The sequence below is a fragment of the Enterobacter sp. 148H3 genome, assembly GCF_034107425.1.
Lineage (GTDB): Bacteria > Pseudomonadota > Gammaproteobacteria > Enterobacterales > Enterobacteriaceae > Enterobacter > Enterobacter vonholyi.
The window spans coordinates 58,701-83,549 of sequence record NZ_JAWNEI010000015.1 but is presented as its reverse complement, the minus strand read 5'-3'; the positions used below and the strand labels follow the sequence as shown (position 1 = coordinate 83,549).

Sequence of the window (24,849 nt, the reverse complement as noted above, 5' to 3'; positions counted from 1 at the left end):
TCTTCCTCACTCAGTTAATTTCGAAATCCAGATCCAGGTCGTCCTCTTTTTCCACGACCTGTTTTGCATTCTTGCGGGCAATACTCTTCAGCACGTTAACGCTAATGGCCGTCACCACAGCCCCCACGGCAACCGCCGCGATGTAGCCGAGTTTGCCCTCCACCACAGGGAGAACGATGAGCCCGCCCCAGCCGGCATAGCATTGCGCGCCCATCACGGCGGCCGTCACTGCGCCAGATGCGGATCCCAGCATGATGGAGGGAATGACACGCAGAGGATCGGCAGCGGCGAACGGAATGGCCCCTTCGGTGATCCCCACGCAGCCCATCACTAATGCGGCCTTACCCGCTTCACGCTCTTCACCGGTAAAATTCTTGCGATTAATCAGCGTCGCCAGGCCTAATCCCAGCGGTGGCACACAGATACCAACTGCCGCAATCGCCACCACGGTGTAGACGCCCTGTGCAACGCAGATCAGCATGAAGGCATAGGCGACTTTATTAATCGGGCCGCCCATGTCGAAGGCCAGCATCAACCCCGTGATGACGGCCAACACTACGATGCTGCCCTGCTGCATCCCTTGCAGCCACTGGGTTAAGCCCGTCGTCAACGCGCCAACTGGTTCACCCAGACCCCACATCATGATGCCTGCGGTAACAAAGGTGCCGATGATAGGGATGATGAAGATAGGCATGACGGATCGCAGCACTTTCGGGACCGGCAGTTTTTTCAGATACCAGACGACAATCCCGCCGAGGATCCCGGCAATAATGGCGCCGAAGAAACCCGCACCGAAGCTGTTACCGACCCACGCGGCAATAGCGCAAGGCGCCAGCGCTGCGCGCTCGGCAATGGAATAGCCAATATAGGCGGCCAGGAAAGGCACCATCAGCGTCAACCCTGCTACGCCGATATCGAATAGCTTTTTGAGGTTGGGATCGGTTGCAGCATCCGGGACCGCACCCTTGCCGTACAGCATGACCGAGACCGCCAGCAAAATACCGCCTGCGACCACGAACGGGATCATGTGTGATACCCCGGTCATCAGATGCTGCCGCGTGTTCTTGAGAATATGCACCAACTCTTTCATATGTCGCTCCTGGCCTAAAACCACAAAGATGTTGTGGCAAACAATAGGCAATCAGGAAGACGGCTAACAGGAGACAAAAAGGCCATTTACTGGATTTTTGTAATGTCGAAATAAAAATGAGATCCGCCTCCACATTTCTGATCAACGGCACGCATAAGACAAAACACCACAACCTGTGAGTCAAATCTCACTTTTCACGTGATATTACATTTGTCCAGCTTTTGGCAGATTTATCACATGGCGCGCGTCATCAACACACTCGTATGCTGTTGCCCAATGAATAAGGATTGATTTCAGGAGTGTGTATGGCTCTCGTAGTGGAATTTACCTGTGAATTACCCAACGGTGTTCACGCGCGTCCGGCAAGTCATGTGGAGACGCTGTGCAATACGTTTATCTCACAAATCGAATGGCACAACCTGCGCACAGACCGTAAAGGGAATGCCAAGAGCGCACTGGCACTTATTGGTACCGATACGCTGGCAGGCGACGCCTGTCGTCTGGTGATCCACGGTGAAGATGAGCAGAACGCCCATCAACAACTAGAACAATGGCTCCGGGAAGAATTTCCACACTGTGATGCGCCGCTCGCAGAAGCCATCAATACTGAGCGCGATCCGCTGCCAGAATCTCTCGCACGCCTTAATCCAACGCTCTTTCGCGCCCTGCCTGTGTGCAGCGGTAGTGCCCAGGGCGTGCTGACGTTGCTGACCTCGCTGGATCTCAATGCACTGACGGATTTACCCGACGGGAAAAGCGTGGAAGATGAACAGTCAGCGCTGGACAACGGACTCACCCTGCTGGTGAAAAACATTGAACTTCGTGCGCTGGACAGCGACAGCACCGCCAGCGCAATTCTCGACGCGCACAGATCTCTGGCGACGGATACCTCTCTGCATCAGCATCTTCTTGCTGGCGTGAGCCAGGGGCTAAGCTGCGCGCAAGCGATAATCGCCACAGCCAACCATTTCTGCGATGCGTTCTCTCGCTCCAGCAGCAGCTACTTACAGGAACGTGTGCTGGATGTGCGCGATGTTTGCTATCAACTTTTACAACAAATTTATGGTGAACAACGCTTTCCGGCACCGGGACAACTCACTCAGCCGAGCGTCTGCCTTGCCGACGACCTCACGCCCGGCCAGTTCCTGGAACTCGATAAAACTTTGCTTAAGGGGCTACTGCTAAAAAGCGGTGGAACAACCTCGCACACCGTTATTCTTGCACGCTCCTTTAATATTCCGACACTGGTGGGCGTCGACAGCGAAAGCCTGCTGCAGTGGCGCAATAAGCCCGTATTTATCGATGGCAATGCCGGTGCGGTCGTGGTCAATGCCAGCGATGCGGTAACACGCTACTACCGACAGGAAGCACGGGTACAACAGGCACTACGCGAGCAGCAGGGCATCTGGCTTGACCGGGAAGCCAGAACCGCAGACGGCCTGCGCGTTGAGATTGCCGCTAACATCGCCCATGCGGTGGAAGCGCAGGCAGCATTTGCGAACGGCGCCGAAGGCGTTGGCCTGTTTCGCACCGAAATGCTTTATATGGACCGCAGCAGCGCGCCCGGTGAAAACGAGCTCTACAACATTTTCTGCCAGGCGCTGGAAAGCGCAAACGGGCGCAGCATCATCGTGCGGACCATGGATATCGGCGGCGATAAACCGGTGGAGTATCTGAATATCCCGGCCGAAAATAACCCGTTCCTCGGCTACCGCGCCGTACGTATTTACGAAGAATATGCAGTGCTTTTCTCCACCCAGCTTCGGGCGATCCTGCGCGCCTCTGCTCACGGCAGCCTGAAGATAATGATCCCGATGATCTCTTCCATGGAAGAGATCCTGTGGGTGAAAGAGAAACTTGCCGAAGCGAAACAACAGCTCCGCGCGGAACATACTCCGTTTGATGAGAAAATCCCGCTCGGCATCATGCTGGAAGTGCCTTCTGTAATGTTTATCATCGATCAGTGCTGCGAAGAGATTGATTTCTTTAGCATCGGTAGCAATGACCTGACGCAGTATCTGCTGGCCGTTGACCGCGACAACGCCAAAGTCACACGCCATTACAACAGCCTTAACCCGGCCTTCCTGCGGGCGCTGGATTACGCGGTGCAAGCCGTCCATCGCCAGGGTAAATGGATTGGCCTGTGCGGCGAACTGGGTGCAAAAGGTTCGGTGTTGCCATTGCTGGTGGGTCTGGGTCTGGATGAGCTGAGCATGGGGTCGCCCGCCATTCCGGCAACCAAAGCGCGTCTGGCTCAGCTTGATAGCCGCGCCTGCCGCCAGTTGCTGAATCAGGCCATGGCGTGTCGCACCTCACTTGAAGTTGAGCACCTGCTGGCGCAGTTCCGCATGAATCAGCAGGACACACCTCTGGTTACACCTCGCTGTATTTCACTGGACAATGACTGGAACAGCAAAGAAGAGGTCATGAAAGGAATGACCGATAACCTGCTGCTCGCAGGACGTTGCCGCTACCCCCGCAAGCTGGAGGCCGATCTCTGGGCGCGCGAAGCGGTCTTCTCCACCGGGCTCGGCTTTAGCTTTGCTATTCCGCACAGCAAATCAGAGCACATTGAGCAATCCACCATCAGCGTTGCACGCCTGAAAGCCCCCGTCATGTGGGGAGATGAAGAAGCACAGTTCATCATCATGCTAACGCTGAACAAACACGCCGCGGGCGATCAGCATATGCGTATTTTCTCCCGCCTGGCACGCCGCATCATGCATGAGAATTTTCGCCATGCGCTGGTTAACGCCAGCTCAGGGGAGGCGATTGCTTCCCTGCTACAACACGAATTAGAACTGTAAAACGAGGAAGAGTGATGGAACTGTACCTGGATACCGCCAACGTGGCGGAAGTTGAACGCCTGGCGCGCATTTTTCCCATAGCGGGCGTCACCACCAACCCGAGCATCATTGCCGCCAGCCGTGAATCCATTTGGGACGTGCTGCCGCGCCTGCAAAAAGCCATCGGGCCGGAAGGCACGCTGTTTGCTCAAACCATGAGCCGCGACGCAGAAGGCATGGTGGAGGAAGCCAAACGTTTGAGTAACGCCATCCCGGACATCGTGGTGAAAATCCCGGTGACCGCTCAGGGGCTTATCGCGATTAAAGCGTTGAAAAAAGAGGGGATAACCACGCTGGGGACTGCCGTTTACAGCGCTGCGCAGGGTTTGCTTGCCGCACTGGCAGGCGCGAAATATGTCGCGCCGTATGTAAACCGCGTTGACGCTCAGGGCGGGGACGGCATTCGCATGGTCCAGGAACTGCAGTCCCTTCTGGAACTGCACGCGCCGGAAAGCAAAGTGCTGGCCGCCAGCTTCAAAACGCCGCGTCAGGCGCTGGACTGCTTGTTGACAGGATGCGAGGCAATCACGCTTCCCTTAGACGTAGCGCAACAAATGCTCGGCACGCCAGCGGTAGAGTCAGCCGTAGAGAAGTTCGAGCAAGACTGGAAAAACGCGTTTGGTAGCCTCAATCTCTAAGGGAGAACTGTTATGGACCGTATCATTCAATCGCCGGGAAAATATATCCAGGGCGCTGATGTGCTTACCCGTCTCGGCGACTATCTGAAACCCCTGGCCAATCGCTGGCTGGTTGTCGGCGATAAATTTGTGCTGGGTTTTGCCGAAGAGACCCTGCGTCAGAGTTTTAAAAATGCGGAACTCTATGCCGAAATAGCGCCATTTGGCGGCGAGTGTTCACAAAATGAAATCGATCGCCTGAAAAAACTGGCCGACGGCGCCGACTGCCTGGCAGTCCTGGGCATCGGCGGCGGTAAAACGCTGGATACCGCCAAAGCGCTGGCTCACTTTATGGACGTACCCGTCGCCATTGCACCGACTATTGCCTCCACCGATGCGCCGTGCAGCGCCCTTTCCGTTATCTACACCGACAGCGGCGAGTTCGATCGCTACCTGATGCTGCCGCACAACCCGAACATGGTCATTGTGGATACCAAAGTGGTAGCAGGTGCGCCGGCACGTCTGCTGGCCGCCGGGATTGGCGATGCGCTGGCGACCTGGTTTGAAGCACGCGCCTGCTCGCGCAGCGGTGCGACCACCATGGCGGGCGGCAAATGTACGCAGGCTGCTCTCGCGCTGGCCGAGCTGTGCTACAACACGCTGATTGAAGAGGGTGAAAAGGCCATGCTTGCAGCGGAACAGCATGTAGTAACACCGGCGCTGGAACGCATTATCGAAGCCAACACCTATCTTAGCGGCGTAGGATTTGAAAGCGGCGGACTGGCGGCGGCACACGCTATTCATAACGGTATGACGGCGGTACCGGACGCGCACCACTTCTATCACGGTGAAAAAGTGGCGTTTGGTACGCTGACGCAGCTGGTGCTGGAAAACGCGCCGGTAGAAGAAATAGAGACCGTCGCGGCGCTTTGCCACAGCGTTGGGCTGCCGATTACGCTGGCACAGCTAAATATTAAAGAAGATATTCCGGCCAAAATGCGGCTGATCGCAGAGGCATCCTGTGCGGAAGGAGAAACCATCCACAATATGCCTGGCGGCGTGTCGCCGGATCAGGTTTACGCGGCGCTGCTGGTGGCTGACCAGTATGGGCAGCGGTTCCTGCAGGAGTGGGAGTAACTGGCATGAATAAAAATCCCCGCATCGGCGGGGATTTTTTTGCCCGTAGGCCGGGTAAGGCGTAGCCGCCACCCGGCACAAGGGTTACTTCACGTCAAACCGGTCCAGATCCATTACCCTCGCCCATGCTGCAACGAAGTCGCGGACAAACTTCTCGTGTGCATCATCACTGGCATAAACCTCTGCCAGCGCGCGCAGCACGGCGTTTGAACCGAAGACCAGATCGGCGCGGGTGGCGGTATATTTCACTTCACCGCTGGCGCGATCGCTTCCGGCAAACAGCTCATTAGATTCGTCGGTCGCCTTCCACTGGGTATTCATGTCCAGCAGGTTCACGAAGAAATCATTGCTCAGCACGCCTTCGCGGTTGGTGAACACGCCGTTCTTACTGCCATCAAAGTTGGCACCCAGCACGCGCAGGCCGCCGATCAGCACCGTCAGCTCCGGTGCGGTCAGCGTCAGCTGTTGGGCTTTATCAATAAGCAGGGATTCCGTCGTGGACACATCCACCTGCGCACGATAGTTGCGGAAGCCGTCAGCAACCGGTTCGAGCAGGTTAAACATCTCGATATCCGTCTGATCCTGACGCGCATCCACGCGGCCCGGCGTAAACGGAACGTTGACGTAAACGCCTGCCGCTTTTGCGGCCTGCTCAACGCCTACCACGCCCGCCAGCACGATAATGTCGGCCAGAGAGGCTTTGTTGGTGGTGCGCTGGATAGCTTCCAGAGCCGGCAGCGCACGAACCGCTGCGGCATTCACGTCCCAGTCACGCTGAGGAGCAAGCGCCAGACGCGCACCGTTGGCGCCGCCACGCTTATCGCCACCGCGGAAGGTCGATGCCGACGCCCAGGCCACAGAAACCAGCTCGCTCACGGAGAGGCCAGAAGCCGCAATTTCCGCCTTCAGGCTTTCAATGTCCTCTTTGGTCGGATTGAATACCGCCTCCGGCAGCGGGTCCTGCCAGATCAGATCTTCTTTCGGCACTTCCGGGCCGAGGTAACGCGATTTTGGTCCCATATCGCGGTGGGTCAGTTTGAACCACGCGCGCGCGAAGGCTTCGTTAAAGGCCTGCGGGTCGTTCAGGAAACGGCGGGAAATCTTTTCGAATTCCGGGTCAAAACGCAGCGTCAGGTCGGTAACCAGCATCGTTGGCTTACGTTTTTTGGACGGGTCGAACGGGTCAGGCATGATTTCCGGCGCATCCACGGCTTCAAACTGAATCGCACCCGCCGGGCTGCGGGTCTGCACCCATTCGAATTTGAACAGGTTCTCGAAGAAGTAGTTGCTCCACTGGGTCGGAGTTTGTGACCAGATGACTTCCAGACCGGAGGTTATGGCATCAGCGCCCACGCCCGTGCCGAGCGTGCTCGCCCAGCCGAGGCCCTGCGCTTCAATCGGTGAGGCTTCCGGGTCAGTACCCACGTGGGTGGCTTCACCCGCGCCGTGGGTTTTTCCGAGGGTATGGCCGCCTGCAATCAGCGCCACGGTCTCTTCGTCGTTCATACCCATGTTGCCAAAGGTGGCGCGAATCGCTGCCGCCGCTGACAGCGGCTCGCCGCTGGCGTTTGGCCCTTCCGGATTGACGTAGATCAGGCCCATTTCGGTGGCAGCCAGCGGACGCTTCGCCAGCGCTTCCGGGTCACGGTGGGTCAGCCAGGCTTTCTCATCACCCCAGTTCACGTCCAGATCCGGTTCCCAAACGTCTTCACGTCCGGCACCAAAACCAAAGGTGCGGAAACCCGAGTTTTCCAGCGCCACGTTACCCGCGAGGATAAACAGGTCAGCCCAGGAAATTTTTTGTCCGTATTTTTTCTTGATGGGCCACAGCAGACGGCGCGCCTTATCCAGGCTTACGTTATCCGGCCAGGAGTTCAGCGGCGCAAAGCGCTGTTGACCGCGTCCAGCCCCACCGCGTCCGTCAACGGAGCGATAGGTACCCGCGCCGTGCCAGGCCATACGGATAAACAAGCCCGCATAGCTGCCCCAGTCGGCAGGCCACCACGGTTGAGAGTCGGTTAAGAGTGCTTTGAGGTCGCCTTTAAGGGCGGAGTAATCAAGTTTGCTGAATTCTTTGCGGTAGTCGAAGTCTTCACCCAGCGGGTTCGAACGATTGGAATGTTGGTTAAGAAGATCGATGCGGAGTTGTTTTGGCCACCAGTCGCGGCTGCCTGTACCTGCGCCCGCGCTGTGATCGACGCCGCCCTGGTGGAACGGGCATTTGCCGACTGATGCCGCTTTATTGGTCTCGTCTGACGTGCTCATCGCTATGCTCCCTTTTACAGTGTTACCGTTACGATATACACCACTAGCAATAAGTTATAGTTGAATTAATCCACAGATTCGATAGCTGATACCTTTTAACTTTTTACCCTGTTAAAAAGCCCTCAATATAAGAGGGCTTTTGGTGTTTTACGCGGGGCGAACGCCCAGGGTATGGCAAATGGCGTAGCTCATCTCCGCGCGATTTAACGTGTAGAAGTGGAAATCTTTTACTCCTTCACGGCTTAAAATTTTCACCATGTCCATCGCGATATTAGCCCCCACCAGCTTGCGGGTTTCCGGGTCATCGTCCAGCCCTTCGTACATTTTGGACATCCACAGCGGAATGCGGACATTGGTCATATCAGCGAATTTCTTCGCCTGCTTGAAGTTAGAGACCGGCAGAATGCCAGGGATAATTTCAACGTCGATGCCCGCGGAGACGCAGCGGTCACGGAAGCGCAGATAGCTTTCAACATCGAAGAAGAACTGTGTAATGGCGCGATTCGCGCCGGCGTCCACTTTACGCTTGAGGTTAAGCAGATCGGCCTGGGCGCTTTTCGCTTCCGGATGCACCTCAGGATAAGCAGCAACGGAGATATCAAAATCAGCCACGTCTTTCAGCAGCGCGACCAGATCGGCGGCATACATGTCCGGCTTACCGCTGCCCGGCGGCAGATCACCGCGCAGTGCGACAATATGACGGATGCCGTTATTCCAGTAATCCTGGGCGATAGCCCGTAACTCGTCGCGGGTCGCGTCAATACAGGTGAGGTGCGGCGCAGCTTCCAGACCGGTACGATCTTTGATGCCTTTGATAATGCTGTGCGTACGATCGCGCTCGCCGGAGTTAGCGCCGTAAGTCACGGAGACAAACTTCGGTTTCAGGCTGCTGAGACGATCGATAGAGCTCCACAGGGTTTGCTCCATTTCACTGGTGCGCGGCGGGAAAAATTCAAAAGAGACGTTAATCTGGCCGTTTACTTCGGCCAGGCTCTGATTCAGTGCTTCCCGCTGGTTGGCGTGAAAAAAGCTCATACCTTACCTCTATCAATCACATGTCGTTGTCTGTTGTCTTGTGAACTTCTATACGTTTAGACGTCCAGATGTAAAAATGACGGAAAAGCAGAGGGACGTCAACATAAATAATCAACAATAACGGTGAGGTTTGCTCAGACAAGATGAAGAAAGTTCATGATGGGGAGTGAGACATCCCCTGCCCAGGACCTTACTGCCCTTTGGGTAAAGGGGAAAAGACCGCACCAGGCAGTCTTCTCCCTATGGGGTGTTCGGTGCGGTTTTAATGCCAGCAGAAGTGATGCACAACCTGGGTAATCAGTTCACGGGTTGGCTTGATGAAGCGGGTTTCCAGATATTCATCCGGCTGGTGCGCCTGGTTGATGGAGCCGGGGCCCAGGACCAGCGTAGGGCAAAGCGTCTGAATAAACGGCGCTTCGGTGCAGTAGTTCACCACGTCGGTTTTCTCACCGAGCAGCTTTTCCACCACCTCAACCAGCTGATGGTCCGACGGGCATTCGTAACCCGGGATCGGCGGATGCAGTTCGGAGACCGTCAGGCGGCCCGGCCAGCGCTCGCTCACCGGGGCCAGCGCCTCATTCAGCAGGCCGTCGAGATCGCTGAGGGTCATACCCGGCAGCGGGCGGATGTCCATATGCAGTTCGCAGCAGGCGCAGATACGGTTCGAGGCATCGCCGCCGTGCAGGCTGCCGAGGTTCAGAGTCGGATACGGCACGGTGAACGCGTCATAGTGATAGCGCTCTTTCAGATCGTCGCGCAGGGCCATGATGCGACCGATGGCGTCATGCATCAGCTCAATGGCGTTCACGCCGCGCGCCGGGTCGCTGGAGTGGCCAGACTGGCCGAGCACGCGCACGGCCGTAGAGATATGGCCTTTGTGCGCGCGAATAGGTTGCAACGACGTCGGCTCGCCGATGATCGCGCAATCCGGGCGAATCGACGTGTTTTCAGAGAAGTAGCGCGCGCCCGCCATGCTGGTCTCTTCATCAGCGGTCGCCAGAATGTAGAGCGGTTTTTTCAGCTTCGTCACGTCCACGTCACGCAGCGCGTCGAGGATAAAGGCGAAGAAGCCTTTCATGTCGGCGGTGCCCAAACCGTAGAGCTTGTTGTCGTGCTCGGTCAGGGTGAAAGGATCGCGCGTCCAGCGGCCATCGTCAAACGGCACGGTGTCGGTATGACCGGCCAGCAGCAGGCCGCCCGCACCGGTTCCGGTGCTGGCGAGCAGGTTAAATTTGTGGCGGGTTCCGGGAACGGGCTGAACCTCAACGTTAAAACCAAGATCGCTAAACCAACCCGCCAGCAGATTGATTAAAGACTCATTGCTCTGATCCAGCGCTTCTTCCGTTGCGCTGATGGACGGTGTGGCAATCAGGGCGCGGTAGATCTCGATAAATGGCGGTAAGTTCATTTTCATTGTTGACACACCTTAGGTCGTGATAGTATCAATATTCATGCAATAAATGTGAATAAAAATACATTAACGTTGAGCATAAAGGAACCCGATGTTGAATACGCTGATTGTAGGCGCTAGCGGTTATGCGGGCGCAGAGCTTGTAAGCTACGTGAATCGCCATCCACATATGACCATAACCGCTTTGACCGTGTCAGCGCAAAGCAATGATGCAGGAAAGTTAATTTCCGATTTGCATCCGCAGCTTAAGGGCCAGGTCGATCTGCCGCTGCAGCCCATGTCTGACATCAGCGAGTTTACCGACGGCGTCGACGTGGTGTTTTTAGCCACCGCGCACGAGGTCAGCCACGACCTGGCGCCGCAGTTCCTGGCGGCTGGCTGCGTGGTCTTCGACCTCTCCGGCGCGTTCCGCGTTAACGACGGCGCGTTCTACGAAAAATATTACGGTTTCACCCATCAGCATCCGGATCTGCTGGAAAAAGCGGTGTACGGCCTGGCGGAGTGGAGCGCAGACAAACTGAAAGAAGCTGACCTGATTGCCGTTCCGGGCTGCTACCCGACTGCAGCGCAGCTTTCCCTGAAGCCGCTGATCGACGCAGGCCTGCTGGATCTGAGCCAGTGGCCGGTGATCAACGCCACCAGCGGCGTGAGCGGTGCAGGCCGCAAGGCGGCGATCTCCAACAGCTTCTGCGAAGTGAGCCTTCAGCCGTATGGCGTGTTTAATCACCGTCATCACCCTGAAATCACGACGCATCTGGGCGCGGACGTCATTTTCACCCCGCACCTGGGCAGCTTCCCGCGTGGGATCCTCGAAACCATCACCTGCCGCCTGAAACCGGGCGTGACCAAAGAGCAGGTGAACGAGGCCTTCACGCAGGCGTATGCGGACAAACCGCTGGTGCGCCTGTACGACAAAGGCGTGCCGGCGCTGAAAAACGTGGTCGGTCTGCCGTTCTGCGATATCGGCTTTGCCGTTCAAGGTGAGCATCTCATCGTGGTGGCCGCAGAAGATAACTTACTGAAAGGCGCTGCCGCACAGGCAATGCAGTGTGCAAATATTCGTTTCGGTTTCCCGGAAACGCAGGCTCTTATTTAAGGTGTGATGATGAACCCATTAATTATCAAACTCGGTGGTGTACTGCTGGATAGCGAAGAAGCGCTGGAGCGTCTGTTTACCGCGCTGGTGAACTATCGCGAGTCACATCAACGTCCGCTGGTGATTGTGCACGGCGGCGGCTGCGTGGTGGATGAGCTGATGAAAGGGCTCAACCTGCCGGTGAAAAAGAAAAACGGCCTGCGCGTGACGCCTGCTGACCAGATTGACATCATTACCGGCGCGCTGGCGGGTACGGCGAACAAAACGCTGCTGGCGTGGGCGAAGAAACACCACATCGCGTCCGTTGGCCTCTATCTGGGCGATGGCGACAGCGTAAAAGTGACCCAGCTCGACGAAGAGCTCGGCCACGTTGGACTGGCGCAGCCTGGTTCGCCTAAGCTGATTAATACGCTGCTGGAAGGGGGTTTCCTGCCGGTGGTGAGCTCAATCGGCGTGACCGAAGAGGGCGAGCTGATGAACGTCAACGCTGACCAGGCAGCAACCGCGCTCGCGGCAACGCTGGGCGCGGATCTGATCCTTCTCTCCGACGTGAGCGGCATTCTGGACGGAAAAGGCCAGCGCATCGCAGAAATGACGGCAGAGAAAGCCGAGCAGCTGATTGCGCAGGGCATCATCACCGACGGCATGATCGTCAAAGTGAACGCCGCGCTGGATGCCGCGCGCACGCTGGGCCGCCCGGTGGATATCGCCTCCTGGCGTCACGCTGAACAACTGCCTGCGCTGTTCAACGGCACGCCGATTGGCACGCGTATTCTGGCGTAATCGATTTAACGTTTTGTAGGCCCGGTAAGCGCAGCGCCACCGGGCAATGAAATTCAAAGATATTAAGGAAGCATGTTATGGCACTTTGGGGTGGGCGTTTTACACAGGCAGCGGATCAGCGGTTCAAACAGTTCAACGACTCTTTGCGCTTCGACTACCGCCTGGCCGAACAGGATATTGTCGGCTCTGTGGCCTGGTCCAAAGCGCTGGTGACGGTTGGCGTACTGACCGCAGACGAACAATTACAGCTGGAAGAAGCGCTGAATAATCTGCTGGAAGAGGTGCGTCTTAACCCGCAGCAGATCCTCGAAAGCGATGCTGAAGATATTCACAGCTGGGTGGAAGGCAAACTTATCGACAAGGTCGGCCAGCTGGGCAAAAAGCTGCACACCGGACGCAGCCGTAACGACCAGGTCGCCACCGATCTGAAGCTGTGGTGTAAAGATACCGTTGGCGAACTGCTGGCGGCTAATCGTCAGCTGCAGAGCGCACTGGTGGAGACCGCGCAGAACAACCAGGACGCGGTGATGCCGGGTTATACCCACCTGCAGCGCGCCCAGCCGGTGACCTTTGCGCACTGGTGTCTGGCCTACGTCGAGATGCTGGCGCGTGATGAAAGCCGTCTGCAGGACACCCTTAAACGTCTGGACGTCAGCCCGCTGGGCAGCGGCGCGCTGGCCGGAACCGCTTACGAAATCGACCGTGAACAGCTGGCAGGCTGGCTGGGCTTTGCCTCCGCCACCCGTAACAGCCTGGACAGCGTGTCTGACCGCGACCACGTGCTGGAGCTGCTCTCCAATGCCTCGATCGGGATGGTGCACCTGTCGCGCTTTGCCGAAGACCTGATCTTCTTTAACTCTGGCGAAGCGGGCTTCGTCGAGCTGTCCGACCGCGTGACCTCAGGCTCATCCCTGATGCCGCAGAAGAAAAACCCGGACGCGCTGGAGCTAATTCGGGGTAAATGTGGCCGCGTGCAGGGCGCGCTGACCGGCATGATGATGACCCTGAAAGGGCTGCCGCTGGCGTATAACAAAGACATGCAGGAAGACAAAGAAGGACTGTTCGACGCGCTCGACACCTGGCTGGACTGTCTGCATATGGGCGCGCTGGTGCTGGACGGCATTCAGGTGAAACGTCCGCGCTGCCAGGAAGCGGCGCAGCAGGGCTATGCGAACTCTACCGAGCTGGCGGATTATCTGGTGGCGAAAGGCGTACCTTTCCGTGAAGCGCACCATATCGTGGGTGAAGCGGTAGTGGAAGCTATTCGTCAGGGTAAACCGCTGGAAGATCTGGCGCTGGCCGACCTGCAGAAGTTCAGCGCGGTTATCGGGGATGATGTGTATCCGATTCTTGCGCTGCAGTCTTGCCTGGATAAACGTGCCGCGAAAGGCGGCGTGTCGCCTAAGCAGGTGGCGCAGGCGATAGCGGATGCGAAAAACCGTTTGGTTTAATCTGTCCTGACTGGTGCCCTCTCCCCCTATGCGGGGAGAGGGCCAGGGTGACGAGTTACAGCAGCTTAGCCAGACGGTTGATGTCGGACTGAATGGCTCCTGCGGTGACATCGCGGCCCGCGCCAGGACCGCGGATCACCAGCGGGTTATCGCGATACCAGCGGCTTTCGATGGCGAAGACGTTATCGCACGGCAGCAGCGCCGCCAGCGGATGCTCAGGACGCACCGCCTCGACGCCGACTCGCGCTTTTCCATTAGCCTCAAAACGCGCCACATAGCGCAGTACCAGCCCCATCTCGTTCGCCGCTTCCAGACGCTGTACCATCTGCTCGTTAAGCTCTTCACCATTTTCAAAGAAATGGTCCACAGAACCTTCTTCACAGCCGGCAGGCACCAGTGATTCGACGCGTACGGAATCCGGTTCGATGTCGTAACCAGCTTCACGCGCCAGGATTACCAGCTTACGCATCACGTCTTTACCGGAAAGGTCAACGCGCGGATCGGGTTCCGTTAAGCCCTGCTGCCACGCCTGATCCACCAGGTTGGTGAACGGTACGGTGCCGTCAAACTGCAGGAACAGCCAGGAGAGCGTGCCGGAGAAGATACCGCTCAGCGCCAGAATGCTGTCGCCGCTTTCAATCAGGTCACGCACGGTGTGGTTAACCGGCAGGCCCGCGCCCACGGTGGCGTTATACAGCCAGTGACGGCCAGTTTTTTCAAACGCGTCGTGGATCTGACGGTATTTATCGGTGCTGCTCGCCCCCGCCAGCTTGTTGGCGCTGATGACGTGGAAACCGTGGCTGGCGAAATCAAGGTACTGATCGGCAAGCTGTTCGCTGGCGGTAACGTCCAGCACCACCAGATCGTCATACGGGTGCGCACGCATCCACAGGAACAGCGACTCTTCATCCTGCTCAACCGCTTCATCGTTAAAGAAGGCAAGCGCGCGGCTGGCGTCCAGCCCTTCGTAGTTCAGCAGGCTGCGGCGACTGTCTACCACGCCCGCAAGAATAAATTCAAACCCGGTACGCGCCGAGAGCGTCACCTGTTCGCGGGCAAACAGCTCAAGCCATCGGGAACCGATATTACCTTTCCCGAACAGCACCAGGCCGATGCGTTTTTCCGCGCGGAACAGGGAGGTATGCAGACCCTGAATCAGGCTTTCGGTTGGCCCTTTGCGCAGAACGGCAACCAGGCTGATGCCCTCTTCCGACTGCCAGGTGAACTCCACCGGCTGGCCTTTCAGCTGCTGCCAGAAGCGGTGGCAGTGCAGCGGGTTACGGGTGACGCCCGCGCCCACCATCGCCACCAGCGCCAGCCCCTGACGCAGGCGAAGTTCGCCCGGCAGGCCTGCTTCATCCAGAATTTTCAGCGCGCTGTCCGCCACTTCTGCGGTATAGCAGAACTGCAGCAGCTGGCGGTCATTGTGAACACCCACGGCCAGCGGACGCACCTGAGCACGTTTCAGGATCGTGTCGATCTCTTTATGCGCCAGCTTGAAGTCCTGCCCCGCAGGCACCTGGAACTCAATCAGGCAGATGTCGTCATGACTGGTGACAATACGTGCCCCGGTACCGGACGCCAGCACGCGCTCAATGCGCGTGGAGCCTTGATCCGGGGTGTAACTGCAGCGCAGCTGGAGGTCGATATCGCTGCCGGAAACCGGCTGCAGCGTGCGCGCGTGCAGTACCGGCGCAGCCAGACGGGCCAGTTCACTGGCTTCATCCAGGCGCAGCAGCGGCAGCAGACAGGCATCTTTAACTTTACGCGGGTCCGCGCTGTAAACACCGGCCACGTCGCTCCAGATGGTGACGCGGGACACGCCCGCCAGGGCACCAATCTGCGTTGCCGAGTAGTCCGATCCGTTACGGCCCAGCAGCACGGTTTCGCCCGCGTTGCTGCGGCTGATAAAGCCGGTGACGACAATACGTTTGCCCGGATGCTGCACCAGCAGCTGTTGCAGCAGCGGGTAGGACAACCCTTCATCCACCTGCGGCTGCGCGGCGCGTTCGGCGCGCAGGAAATCACGCGCGTCGAGCCAAGCCGCTTCCACGCCCAGGTGTTGCAGTACGGCGGCCATCAGGCGTGCGGACCACACTTCACCGTGGCCCACCACTTCGGCATACACCGCATCGGTAATACCGCTGTCCAGCAGGGCAGCCAGACGCTCAAGGTCATGGGTGAAGGCACCGATCAGCCCGTCCGCCACGTCCGCAGGCAGCAGGCCGGCAATCAGCTCGCTCTGGTAACGACGTAAGGACTGTTGCACCTGATGCGCAGAAAGGCGATCGGTCTGGCTCAGTTTCAGCCAGCTAATCAACTGGTTGGTGGTGCTGCCCGCTGCCGAGACAACCATCATGTCACCCGGCTGTGAATATTCCGTCATGATCCCTGCAACGCGCAGGTAACATTTCACATCAGCAAGACTACTACCACCAAACTTGTGCAGCTGACGACCCTTCGCCCCTGCCTGCGCTATCACACTCATGATTACCCCTTGGCTGCGATCCGGAAGCCATTTTCCAGATCGGCAATTAAATCTTCAGAATCTTCAATGCCGGTTGAGATACGCAGCAGCGTCTCAGAAATCCCGGCGGCGGCACGTGCTTCCGGTGCCATACCTGCGTGCGTCATGGTTGCGGCGTGGGAGATCAAGCTTTCAACCCCACCTAAGGATTCCGCCAGCGTAAACAATGACAGCCCGCTCAGGAAGCGACGCAGCGTTTGCTCGTCACCATCCAGTTCAAAACTTAACATCGCGCCAAACCCTTTCTGCTGGCGCGCGGCAATCTCGTGCCCCTGATTTTCCGGCAGCGACGGATGATAAAGCTTTTTCACCAGCGGCTGGGTTTTCAGGAAATCGACAATCGCCTGGGCATTGCGCTGCGCTACGTCCATGCGCGGCGAAAGCGTGCGGATGCCGCGCAACAGCAGATAGCTATCGAAGGCGCCCGCGGTGACGCCAATGTTATTGGCCCACCATGCCAGTTCGGTGACAACATCCGGATCTTTGGCAATTACCACGCCTGCCACTACGTCAGAATGGCCGTTCAGATATTTAGTGCATGAATGCAATACCAGATCGGCACCCAATGCGAGTGGGTTCTGAAGGGCCGGACTGAGGAACGTATTATCCACTACACTTATCGCTCCCGCATCCCTTGCAAGCTGACAAATTTTCGCAATATCGACAACGCGCAACAATGGATTACTTGGACTTTCCACCAGAACCAGCTTTGGTTTCTCTGCCAGAGCCTGTTTCAGCGCCTGTTCGTCGTTTTGATCGACAAACAGCACGCGATAGCAGCCGCGTTTTGCCAGGCTATCAAACAGGCGATAGCTGCCGCCGTAGCAATCGTGTGGGGCAACCAGCAGATCGCCCGGTTTCAGGAACACGGTGGTCACCAGGTGAATGGCGGACATCCCGGTATTGGTTAATACTGCCCCTGCGCCCCCTTCCAGTTCCGCAAGCGCGCGCTGGGTCACGTCACGCGTAGGGTTGCCACGACGCGAGTAATCATGCGCGCGGGGTTCATTAAATCCGGTGAAGTTGTAGGTACTGGAAAGATGAATCGGCGGGACAACGCAGCCGTACTGCTCGTCATCATTTAATCCGCTACGCACTGCAATAGTGGCCTGTTTACGCGTCATGGTGAGGGCTTCCTGGCGAATGAGGTGAAAAGTCAGGCACCAGAGTAAACATTGAAAGTATGGACGTCAATACATCTGGACATCTAAACTTCTTTGCGTATAGATTGAGCAATGCGCAAATAGCCGTTAAAATTATATGCTTTAGTGCACGCTGCAGCGGCAATATCCGTGCCACGGTATCGTCTCTACGGTAAACTAGACAAGATTGCGGTTCAAAACGGGTGGTTACAGGTTTTGCACCTTTAGATAAATGACTGAGAGGATTAAAGGTATCTCATGGCTGAATGGAGCGGCGAATATATCAGCCCATACGCTGAGCACGGTAAGAAGAGTGAGCAAGTAAAGAAAATTACGGTTTCCATTCCTCTGAAGGTGTTGAAGATCCTCACCGATGAACGTACGCGTCGTCAGGTGAACAACCTGCGCCACGCGACTAACAGCGAACTGCTGTGCGAAGCGTTTCTGCATGCGTTTACCGGTCAACCGTTGCCGAACGATGAAGATCTGCGCAAAGAGCGTAGTGATGAAATCCCGGAAGAGGCGAAGGTGATCATGCGTGAACTGGGTATTGACCCGGAGACGTGGGAATACTGAGAAGCGGATACAAAAAAGGCACCTTGCGGTGCCTTTTTTTCGGGAAACTTATTTAGCGCCCGGGATGCTGAAACGCTTGTTGAAGCGGTCAACACGGCCACCGGTTGCAACGTCACGCTGCTTACCAGTGTAGAACGGGTGGCATTTGCCGCACACGTCCAGGTTCAGATCGTGACCCACGGTAGAGCGGATCTGGATAGAGTTACCGCAAGAACAGTTTGCAGTAATCATTTCGTATTTCGGGTGAATATCTTTTTTCATGGGAGAACCTCAGTTAAGGCCGCGTCGCTCTTCCAGCCCTAACGCCAGACACCACGCGATGTTGATTGTAAGTTCTTTGGCGTAAAGTACACCAAAGGCGGCGAATCATACAGAATTTGACCAACGTATGCAAACTGATCCGCACGCCACTTTTACTAATGTGTATACTAACGCGCCACTTTTCAAGTCAGGAAGATTCGATGCCCGTCGCTCACGTTGCCCTGCCCGTTCCGCTTCCCCGCACCTTTGACTATCTGCTGCCCGACAGCATGAGCGCCAAAGCGGGCTGCCGCGTGACCGTGCCGTTTGGCAAACAGCAGCGCGTGGGGATCGTCGTCTCCGTCAGCGATAAAAGCGAGCTACCGCTTAATGAGCTGAAATCAGTCGTTGAGGTGCTGGACAGCGAGCCGGTTTACTCCACCAGCATATGGCGACTGCTGCTGTGGGCGGCGGATTATTATCATCACCCGATCGGCGACGTCCTGTTCCACGCTCTGCCAATTATGCTGCGTCAGGGCAAGAGCGCCAGCCATGCGCCAATGTGGTACTGGTTTGCCACGGAGGAAGGCCAGGCCGTCGACATCAACAGCCTGAAGCGCTCGCAGAAGCAGCAGCAGGCGCTGGCGGCGCTGCGTCAGGGGAAAATCTGGCGGCATCAGGTCGACGAGCTTGAGGTCAGCGAAACGGCGCTACAGGCATTAAGAAAGAAAGGGCTAAGCGAACTGGCCAGCGAAGCGCCTGCTCTGAACGACTGGCGGGAGAGTTTCTCCGTTTCAGGTGATCGCCTGCGTCTGAATACCGAACAGGCCACCGCGGTAGGCGCGATTCATAGCGCCTCCGATCGTTTCTCTGCCTGGCTGCTGGCGGGGGTCACCGGTTCCGGCAAGACCGAAGTCTACCTGAGCGTGCTGGAAAACGTGCTCGCTCAGGGGAAACAGGCGCTGGTGATGGTGCCGGAAATTGGCCTGACGCCGCAAACCATCGCCCGATTCCGCGAACGCTTTAACGCGCCGGTTGAGGTGCTGCACTCCGGCCTGAACGACAGCGAACGCCTCAGCGCCTGGCTGAAAGCGAAGAACGGCGAGGCGGCGATTGTGATCGGCACCCGTTCATCGCTGTTTACGCCGTTTAAAAATCTTGGCGTTATCGTGATCGACGAAGAACACGACAGCTCCTATAAACAGCAGGAAGGCTGGCGCTATCATGCCCGCGATCTGGCGGTCTATCGCGCGCACAGCGAGCAAATTCCCATTATTCTGGGTTCCGCCACGCCGGCGCTCGAAACGCTGCACAACGTGCGCCAGCGTAAATACCACATGCTGCGCCTGACGCGTCGGGCGGGGAATGCCCGTCCGGCCATTCAGCACGTGCTGGATCTGAAAGGTCAGCAGGTTCAGGCGGGGCTAGCGCCCGCGCTGATTACCCGCATGCGCCAGCATTTGCAGGCGGGGAATCAGGTCATTTTGTTTCTGAACCGCCGCGGATTCGCCCCTGCCCTGCTGTGCCACGACTGCGGCTGGATTGCCGAATGCCCGCGCTGCGACCACTACTATACCTTCCACCAGGCCCAGCGGCATTTGCGCTGCCACCACTGCGACAGCCAGCGTCCGGTGCCGCGCCAGTGTCCGTCATGTGGTTCAACGCATATTGTGCCGGTCGGTCTGGGAACGGAACAGCTTGAACAAGCGCTTGGTCCCTTTTTCCCGGACGTGCCGATTTCGCGTATCGACCGGGACACCACCAGCCGCAAAGGCGCGCTCGAACAGCAGCTGGCGGAAGTGCATCGCGGCGGCGAGCGCATCCTGATTGGTACCCAGATGCTGGCTAAAGGTCACCATTTTCCGGACGTCACGCTGGTCGCCCTGCTGGACGTGGACGGCGCGCTGTTCTCGGCAGATTTTCGTTCAGCCGAGCGCTTCGCCCAGCTTTATACCCAGGTAGCCGGACGTGCAGGACGCGCCGGTAAACAGGGCGAAGTGGTGTTGCAAACGCACCACCCGGAGCACCCGCTGCTGCAAACCTTGCTGCACAAAGGCTATGACGCCTTTGCCGAGCAGGCGCTGGCCGAGCGCCAGACTATGCAGCTACCGCCGTGGACCAGTCACGTCATCATCCGCGCGGAAGATCATAACAACCAGCAGGCGCCACTTTTCCTGCAGCAGCTGAGAAACCTCCTGCAGGCCAGCCCGCTGGTGGATAGTCAGCTGTGGATTTTGGGCCCGGTGCCTGCCCTCGCGCCAAAACGCGGCGGCCGTTTCCGCTGGCAGATCTTGCTCCAGCACCCCTCGCGCATTCGTCTTCAGCATATTGTTAGCGGCGCGCTGGTGCTGATTAACACCCTGCCCGAAGCGCGAAAAGTGAAGTGGGTGCTGGACGTCGACCCTATCGAAGGCTGAAGCTGGATCGAAAAATTTAACGCTCCTCACACTTTTTATGAAAATTCTGTAACCGATTCCATTAACTATCTGTAAAAATGGTGATGTCAGAAGTTCGGTGTTCAGGCGAGGAGAAGACGTTGAAGTCCAGGAAAGAGGTTGCACCGGCGACCATGAAAGACGTTGCCCAGAAAGCACAAGTCTCTACGGCAACGGTATCCCGCGCATTAATGAACCCGGATAAAGTCTCCCAGGCGACCCGTAACCGGGTGGAGCAGGCTGCGCTGGAAGTGGGCTATTTCCCACAGGCGATGGGGCGTAACGTTAAACGCAACGAGTCGCGCACCATTCTGGTGATTGTGCCGGACATCTGTGACCCCTTCTTCAGCGAGATTATCCGCGGTATTGAAGTCACCGCGGCGGAACAAGGTTACCTGGTGCTGATTGGCGACTGTGCTCATCAGAATCAGCAGGAAAAAACCTTCATCGACCTTATTATCACCAAGCAGATCGACGGCATGCTTTTGCTTGGCTCTCGTCTGCCGTTTGATGCCAGCATTGAAGAACAGCGTAATTTACCGCCGATGGTCATGGCCAACGAGTTTGCGCCAGAGCTGGAGCTGCCGACGGTCCATATCGATAACCTCACCGCCGCGTTCAACGCCGTAAATTATCTCCAGGAGCTGGGGCATAAGCGTATTGGCTGCATCGCCGGACCGGAAGAGATGCCGCTGTGTCATTACCGTCTGCAGGGCTACGTTCAGGCGCTGCGCCGTACCGGCGCTACCGTCGATCCGCACTACATTGCGCGCGGCGATTTTACCTTCGCTGCAGGTGGACAGGCGCTGGAGAAACTTCTGGACCTGCCTGAGCCGCCAACCGCCGTATTTTGTCACAGCGACGTGATGGCGCTGGGCGCATTATCGTATGCCAAACGCCGCGGCCTTCGCATACCTAAAGATTTATCGATCATCGGTTTCGATAATATTTCGCTTTCGGAATTTTGCGATCCGCCGCTCTCAACGGTCGCTCAGCCGCGCTACCAAATCGGCCGCGAAGCGATGCTTCTTCTGCTGGATCAGCTTCACGGTCAAACAGTTAGCAGCGGCTCGCGGTTGCTTGACTGTGAACTGATCGTCCGCGGCACTACCCAGGCATTGACTTAAAGTAAACGTCTTTCGGATACCCTTATCTGGTCAAAGCCCCGCCGCTTAAGTAACATGGCGGACTGACGAACGAATAAATACAGCGAAACGATAGTGGCACAACGAGATTATGTACGTCGCGGCCAGCCGGCACCTTCGCGACGCAAAAAGAGTAGCTCAAGGAAAAAGCAACGTAACCTGCCTGCTGTCTCGCCAGCAATGGTCGCTATTGCTGCGGCTGTAGTCGTCGCCTTTATTGGTGGCCTGTACTTTATCACGCACCATAAAAAAGAAGAGTCTGAGGCGCTTCAGGCAAGCAAAGTGGCCGGAAATGGCCTTCCTCCGAAGCCTGAAGAGCGCTGGCGCTATATCAAAGAGCTGGAAAGCCGTCAGCCTGGGGTACGTGCGCCAACTGAACCTTCTGCGGGTGGTGAAGTGCAGAATGCGAATCAGCTAACGGATGAACAGCGTCAGCTGCTGGCACAAATGCAGGCCGATATGCGCCAGCAGCCTACACAGCTGAACGAAGTGCCGTGGAATGAGCAGACCCCGGCACAGCGCCAGCAAACGCTGCAGCGACGTCAGGCGCAACAGCAGATCCAGCAGCAACAACAGCAACAGTGGGCACAAACCCAGCCGGTGCAGCAGCCTAAGGCACAGCCGCGGGTAACGGAACAGCCGTATCAGCAGCCGACGCGTACGGTGCAGTCTCAGCCTGTCCAGCAGCAGCCGAAAACTCAGCCGCAAAAACAGGCGGCTCAGCCTTATCAGGATCTGCTGCAGACGCCAGCGCATACCACCGCGCAGCAGCCGAAAACTCAGCAGGCTGCGCCGGTGACCAAAGAGACCGAAGCGCCGAAGCAGACGGCTGAGAAAAAAGACGAACGCCGCTGGATGGTGCAGTGCGGTTCGTTCAAAGGCGCAGAGCAGGCGGAAACGGTGCGCGCGCAGCTGGCCTTTGAAGGGTTTGATTCGCGTATTACCACCAATAACGGCTGGAATCGCGTGGTGATTGGGCCGGTCAAAGGCAAAGAAAATGCCGATGGCACCATTTCGCGTTTGAAAATCGCCGGTCACACAAACTGCATTCGACTCGCCTCCGGGGGTTGAAACCCCCAAAATCCCCCCCATCTATCATTTAATTCAGCCCTGAGCACAGGCTCAGGGCTTCTGTTTCCCGATTCTGTAACCAGGGGGTCTGCTCGTGACAACAATAGTAAGTGTACGCCGTAACGGCCATGTGGTAATCGCCGGTGATGGCCAGGCCACGCTGGGTAATACCGTCATGAAAGGCAACGTGAAGAAAGTACGCCGTCTCTACAACGACAAAGTGATCGCCGGTTTTGCAGGCGGCACGGCGGATGCCTTCACGCTGTTTGAACTGTTTGAACGCAAACTGGAAATGCACCAGGGGCATCTGGTGAAAGCAGCCGTTGAGCTGGCAAAAGACTGGCGTACCGACCGCATGCTGCGCAAGCTCGAAGCGCTGCTGGCCGTGGCCGATGAAACCGCTTCGCTTATCATCACCGGTAACGGTGACGTCATTCAGCCGGAAAATGACCTGATTGCCATCGGCTCTGGCGGCCCTTATGCCCAGGCTGCAGCCCGCGCGCTGTTGGAGAATACCGACATGAACGCGCGTGATATCGCGGTGAAGGCGTTGGATATTGCAGGTGATATCTGCATCTATACCAACCACAATCACACCATCGAAGAATTGACCTCCAAAGCGTAAGGATCTCCCATGTCTGAAATGACCCCACGCGAAATTGTCAGCGAACTGAACAAACACATTATCGGCCAGGATAACGCCAAGCGTTCCGTGGCTATCGCCCTGCGTAACCGCTGGCGTCGTATGCAGCTTGATGAAGAGCTGCGCCACGAAGTGACCCCGAAAAACATTCTGATGATCGGCCCGACCGGCGTCGGTAAAACCGAAATCGCCCGTCGTCTGGCGAAGCTGGCTAACGCGCCGTTCATCAAAGTTGAAGCCACCAAGTTCACCGAAGTGGGCTATGTGGGTAAAGAAGTGGACTCCATCATCCGCGATCTGACCGACTCGGCAATCAAGATGGTGCGCGTCCAGGCAATCGAGAAAAACCGCTATCGCGCGGAAGAGATGGCCGAAGAGCGCATTCTCGACGTGCTAATCCCACCGGCAAAAAACAACTGGGGCCAGGCAGAACAGCAGGCAGAACCGTCTGCTGCACGTCAGGCGTTCCGCAAAAAACTGCGCGAAGGCCAGCTGGATGACAAAGAGATTGAGATCGATCTCGCTGCCGCGCCAATGGGTGTGGAAATTATGGCGCCTCCGGGCATGGAAGAGATGACCAGTCAGCTCCAGTCCATGTTCCAGAACCTGGGCGGACAGAAGCAGAAAGCGCGTAAGCTGAAAATTAAAGACGCGATGAAGCTGCTGATTGAAGAAGAAGCGGCGAAGCTGGTGAACCCGGAAGAGCTGAAGCAGGATGCTATCGACGCGGTTGAGCAGCACGGTATCGTGTTTATCGACGAAATCGACAAAATTTGTAAGCGCGGTGGCAACAGCTCCGGCCCGGATGTGTCACGCGAAGGCGTTCAGCGCGACCTGCTGCCGCTGGTAGAAGGCTGCACCGTCTCCACCAAGCACGGCATGGTGAAAACGGACCACATCCTGTTTATCGCATCAGGTGCCTTCCAGGTTGCCAGCCCGTCGGATCTGATCCCTGAGCTGCAGGGCCGTCTGCCCATCCGCGTTGAGCTGCAGGCCCTGACCACCGAAGATTTCGAACGTATCCTGACCGAGCCAAACGCCTCTGCTACCGTACAGTACAAAGCGCTGATGGCGACCGAAGGCGTGAACCTCGAGTTCACCGAAGACGGTATCAAACGTATTGCCCAGGCTGCATGGCAGGTGAACGAAACCACCGAGAACATCGGTGCGCGTCGTCTGCACACCGTGCTGGAACGCCTGGTGGAAGATATCTCTTACGACGCGAGCGACCTGAACGGTCAAACCGTTACCATTGACGCAGAATATGTGAGTAAACATCTGGATGCGTTAGTGGCAGATGAAGATCTGAGCCGTTTTATCCTATAATCGCGGTTACTGG

General features: G+C 57.1%; 19 protein-coding genes. 12 read left to right on the top strand and 7 right to left on the bottom strand.

Going from position 1 to position 24,849, the window contains the following annotated elements:
• Positions 1–10: 10 nt before the first annotated feature.
• Complete coding sequence (locus USH94_RS19100) at positions 11–1,090, bottom strand: PTS fructose transporter subunit EIIC (RefSeq protein WP_111963971.1); 1,080 nt, start codon at positions 1,088–1,090, stop codon at positions 11–13.
• Positions 1,091–1,395: 305 nt separating this feature from the next.
• Between USH94_RS19100 and ptsP the strand changes: the two genes are divergently transcribed.
• The 3 genes from ptsP to gldA are packed head-to-tail and all read left to right on the top strand — an operon-like array spanning position 1,396 to position 5,690.
• On the top strand, positions 1,396–3,897 hold the full coding sequence (gene ptsP / locus USH94_RS19095; protein ID WP_111963970.1) for a phosphoenolpyruvate--protein phosphotransferase: 2,502 nt from the start codon (positions 1,396–1,398) through the stop codon (positions 3,895–3,897).
• Positions 3,898–3,911: 14 nt separating this feature from the next.
• Positions 3,912–4,574 (top strand): fructose-6-phosphate aldolase, encoded by a 663-nt coding sequence (fsa, locus tag USH94_RS19090; RefSeq protein ID WP_111963969.1) that lies wholly within the window; start codon positions 3,912–3,914, stop codon positions 4,572–4,574.
• A 12-nt stretch (positions 4,575–4,586) separates the two neighbouring features.
• The gene (gene gldA / locus USH94_RS19085) at positions 4,587–5,690 is read left to right on the top strand and encodes a bifunctional L-1,2-propanediol dehydrogenase/glycerol dehydrogenase (RefSeq protein WP_111963968.1); all 1,104 of its coding nucleotides are present in this window, start codon (positions 4,587–4,589) and stop codon (positions 5,688–5,690) included.
• Positions 5,691–5,774: 84 nt separating this feature from the next.
• Here gldA and katG read toward each other — a convergent pair whose 3' ends face one another.
• The 3 genes from katG to argE form a co-directional block, all read right to left on the bottom strand.
• Positions 5,775–7,955: a catalase/peroxidase HPI gene (gene katG / locus USH94_RS19080; RefSeq protein WP_111963967.1), complete on the bottom strand. Its 2,181-nt coding sequence runs from the start codon at positions 7,953–7,955 to the stop codon at positions 5,775–5,777.
• Positions 7,956–8,102: 147 nt separating this feature from the next.
• Positions 8,103–8,990, bottom strand: a complete 888-nt coding sequence (gene metF, locus USH94_RS19075) for a methylenetetrahydrofolate reductase (RefSeq protein WP_023309676.1) — start codon at positions 8,988–8,990, stop codon at positions 8,103–8,105.
• Between the two features lie 262 nt (positions 8,991–9,252).
• Positions 9,253–10,404, bottom strand: coding sequence for an acetylornithine deacetylase (gene argE / locus USH94_RS19070; protein ID WP_111963966.1), 1,152 nt, complete (start codon positions 10,402–10,404; stop codon positions 9,253–9,255).
• A gap of 88 nt (positions 10,405–10,492) precedes the next feature.
• Between argE and argC the strand changes: the two genes are divergently transcribed.
• The 3 genes from argC (at position 10,493) to argH (ending at position 13,731) form a co-directional block, all read left to right on the top strand.
• Positions 10,493–11,497 carry an N-acetyl-gamma-glutamyl-phosphate reductase gene (gene argC, locus USH94_RS19065; RefSeq protein ID WP_111963965.1) on the top strand — a complete coding sequence of 335 codons (1,005 nt, stop codon included), beginning with the start codon at positions 10,493–10,495 and terminating at the stop codon, positions 11,495–11,497.
• Between the two features lie 6 nt (positions 11,498–11,503).
• Positions 11,504–12,280, top strand: a complete 777-nt coding sequence (gene argB / locus USH94_RS19060; RefSeq protein WP_090420882.1) for an acetylglutamate kinase — start codon at positions 11,504–11,506, stop codon at positions 12,278–12,280.
• 77 nt (positions 12,281–12,357) lie between these two features.
• The gene (gene argH, locus USH94_RS19055) at positions 12,358–13,731 is read left to right on the top strand and encodes an argininosuccinate lyase (RefSeq protein ID WP_039264229.1); all 1,374 of its coding nucleotides are present in this window, start codon (positions 12,358–12,360) and stop codon (positions 13,729–13,731) included.
• 55 nt (positions 13,732–13,786) lie between these two features.
• Here argH and USH94_RS19050 read toward each other — a convergent pair whose 3' ends face one another.
• Together USH94_RS19050 and metB are read right to left on the bottom strand one after the other, a co-directional pair.
• Positions 13,787–16,219 carry a bifunctional aspartate kinase/homoserine dehydrogenase II gene (locus tag USH94_RS19050; protein ID WP_111963964.1) on the bottom strand — a complete coding sequence of 811 codons (2,433 nt, stop codon included), beginning with the start codon at positions 16,217–16,219 and terminating at the stop codon, positions 13,787–13,789.
• 2 nt (positions 16,220–16,221) lie between these two features.
• A complete protein-coding gene (metB, locus tag USH94_RS19045; protein WP_045909121.1) occupies positions 16,222–17,382 on the bottom strand; it encodes a cystathionine gamma-synthase in 1,161 nt (386 codons plus the stop codon).
• 276 nt (positions 17,383–17,658) lie between these two features.
• Here metB and metJ point away from each other — a divergent pair, with 276 nt between their 5' ends.
• Complete coding sequence (gene metJ / locus USH94_RS19040) at positions 17,659–17,976, top strand: met regulon transcriptional regulator MetJ (protein ID WP_015966498.1); 318 nt, start codon at positions 17,659–17,661, stop codon at positions 17,974–17,976.
• A gap of 48 nt (positions 17,977–18,024) precedes the next feature.
• Here the strand turns inward: metJ and rpmE are convergent, their stop codons facing one another.
• Positions 18,025–18,237 carry a 50S ribosomal protein L31 gene (gene rpmE / locus USH94_RS19035; RefSeq protein ID WP_003862040.1) on the bottom strand — a complete coding sequence of 71 codons (213 nt, stop codon included), beginning with the start codon at positions 18,235–18,237 and terminating at the stop codon, positions 18,025–18,027.
• Between the two features lie 200 nt (positions 18,238–18,437).
• Here rpmE and priA point away from each other — a divergent pair, with 200 nt between their 5' ends.
• From priA to hslU, 5 genes are all read left to right on the top strand, one after another.
• Positions 18,438–20,633, top strand: coding sequence for a primosomal protein N' (gene priA / locus USH94_RS19030; protein ID WP_111963963.1), 2,196 nt, complete (start codon positions 18,438–18,440; stop codon positions 20,631–20,633).
• 119 nt (positions 20,634–20,752) lie between these two features.
• Positions 20,753–21,778 carry a DNA-binding transcriptional regulator CytR gene (gene cytR, locus USH94_RS19025; RefSeq protein ID WP_024909190.1) on the top strand — a complete coding sequence of 342 codons (1,026 nt, stop codon included), beginning with the start codon at positions 20,753–20,755 and terminating at the stop codon, positions 21,776–21,778.
• Positions 21,779–21,871: 93 nt separating this feature from the next.
• Positions 21,872–22,867 (top strand): cell division protein FtsN, encoded by a 996-nt coding sequence (gene ftsN, locus USH94_RS19020; protein WP_111963962.1) that lies wholly within the window; start codon positions 21,872–21,874, stop codon positions 22,865–22,867.
• Between the two features lie 94 nt (positions 22,868–22,961).
• Positions 22,962–23,492, top strand: a complete 531-nt coding sequence (gene hslV, locus USH94_RS19015; RefSeq protein WP_008501802.1) for an ATP-dependent protease subunit HslV — start codon at positions 22,962–22,964, stop codon at positions 23,490–23,492.
• A gap of 9 nt (positions 23,493–23,501) precedes the next feature.
• The gene (gene hslU, locus USH94_RS19010) at positions 23,502–24,836 is read left to right on the top strand and encodes an HslU--HslV peptidase ATPase subunit (RefSeq protein WP_023309685.1); all 1,335 of its coding nucleotides are present in this window, start codon (positions 23,502–23,504) and stop codon (positions 24,834–24,836) included.
• The last annotated feature ends 13 nt before the right edge of the window (positions 24,837–24,849 follow it).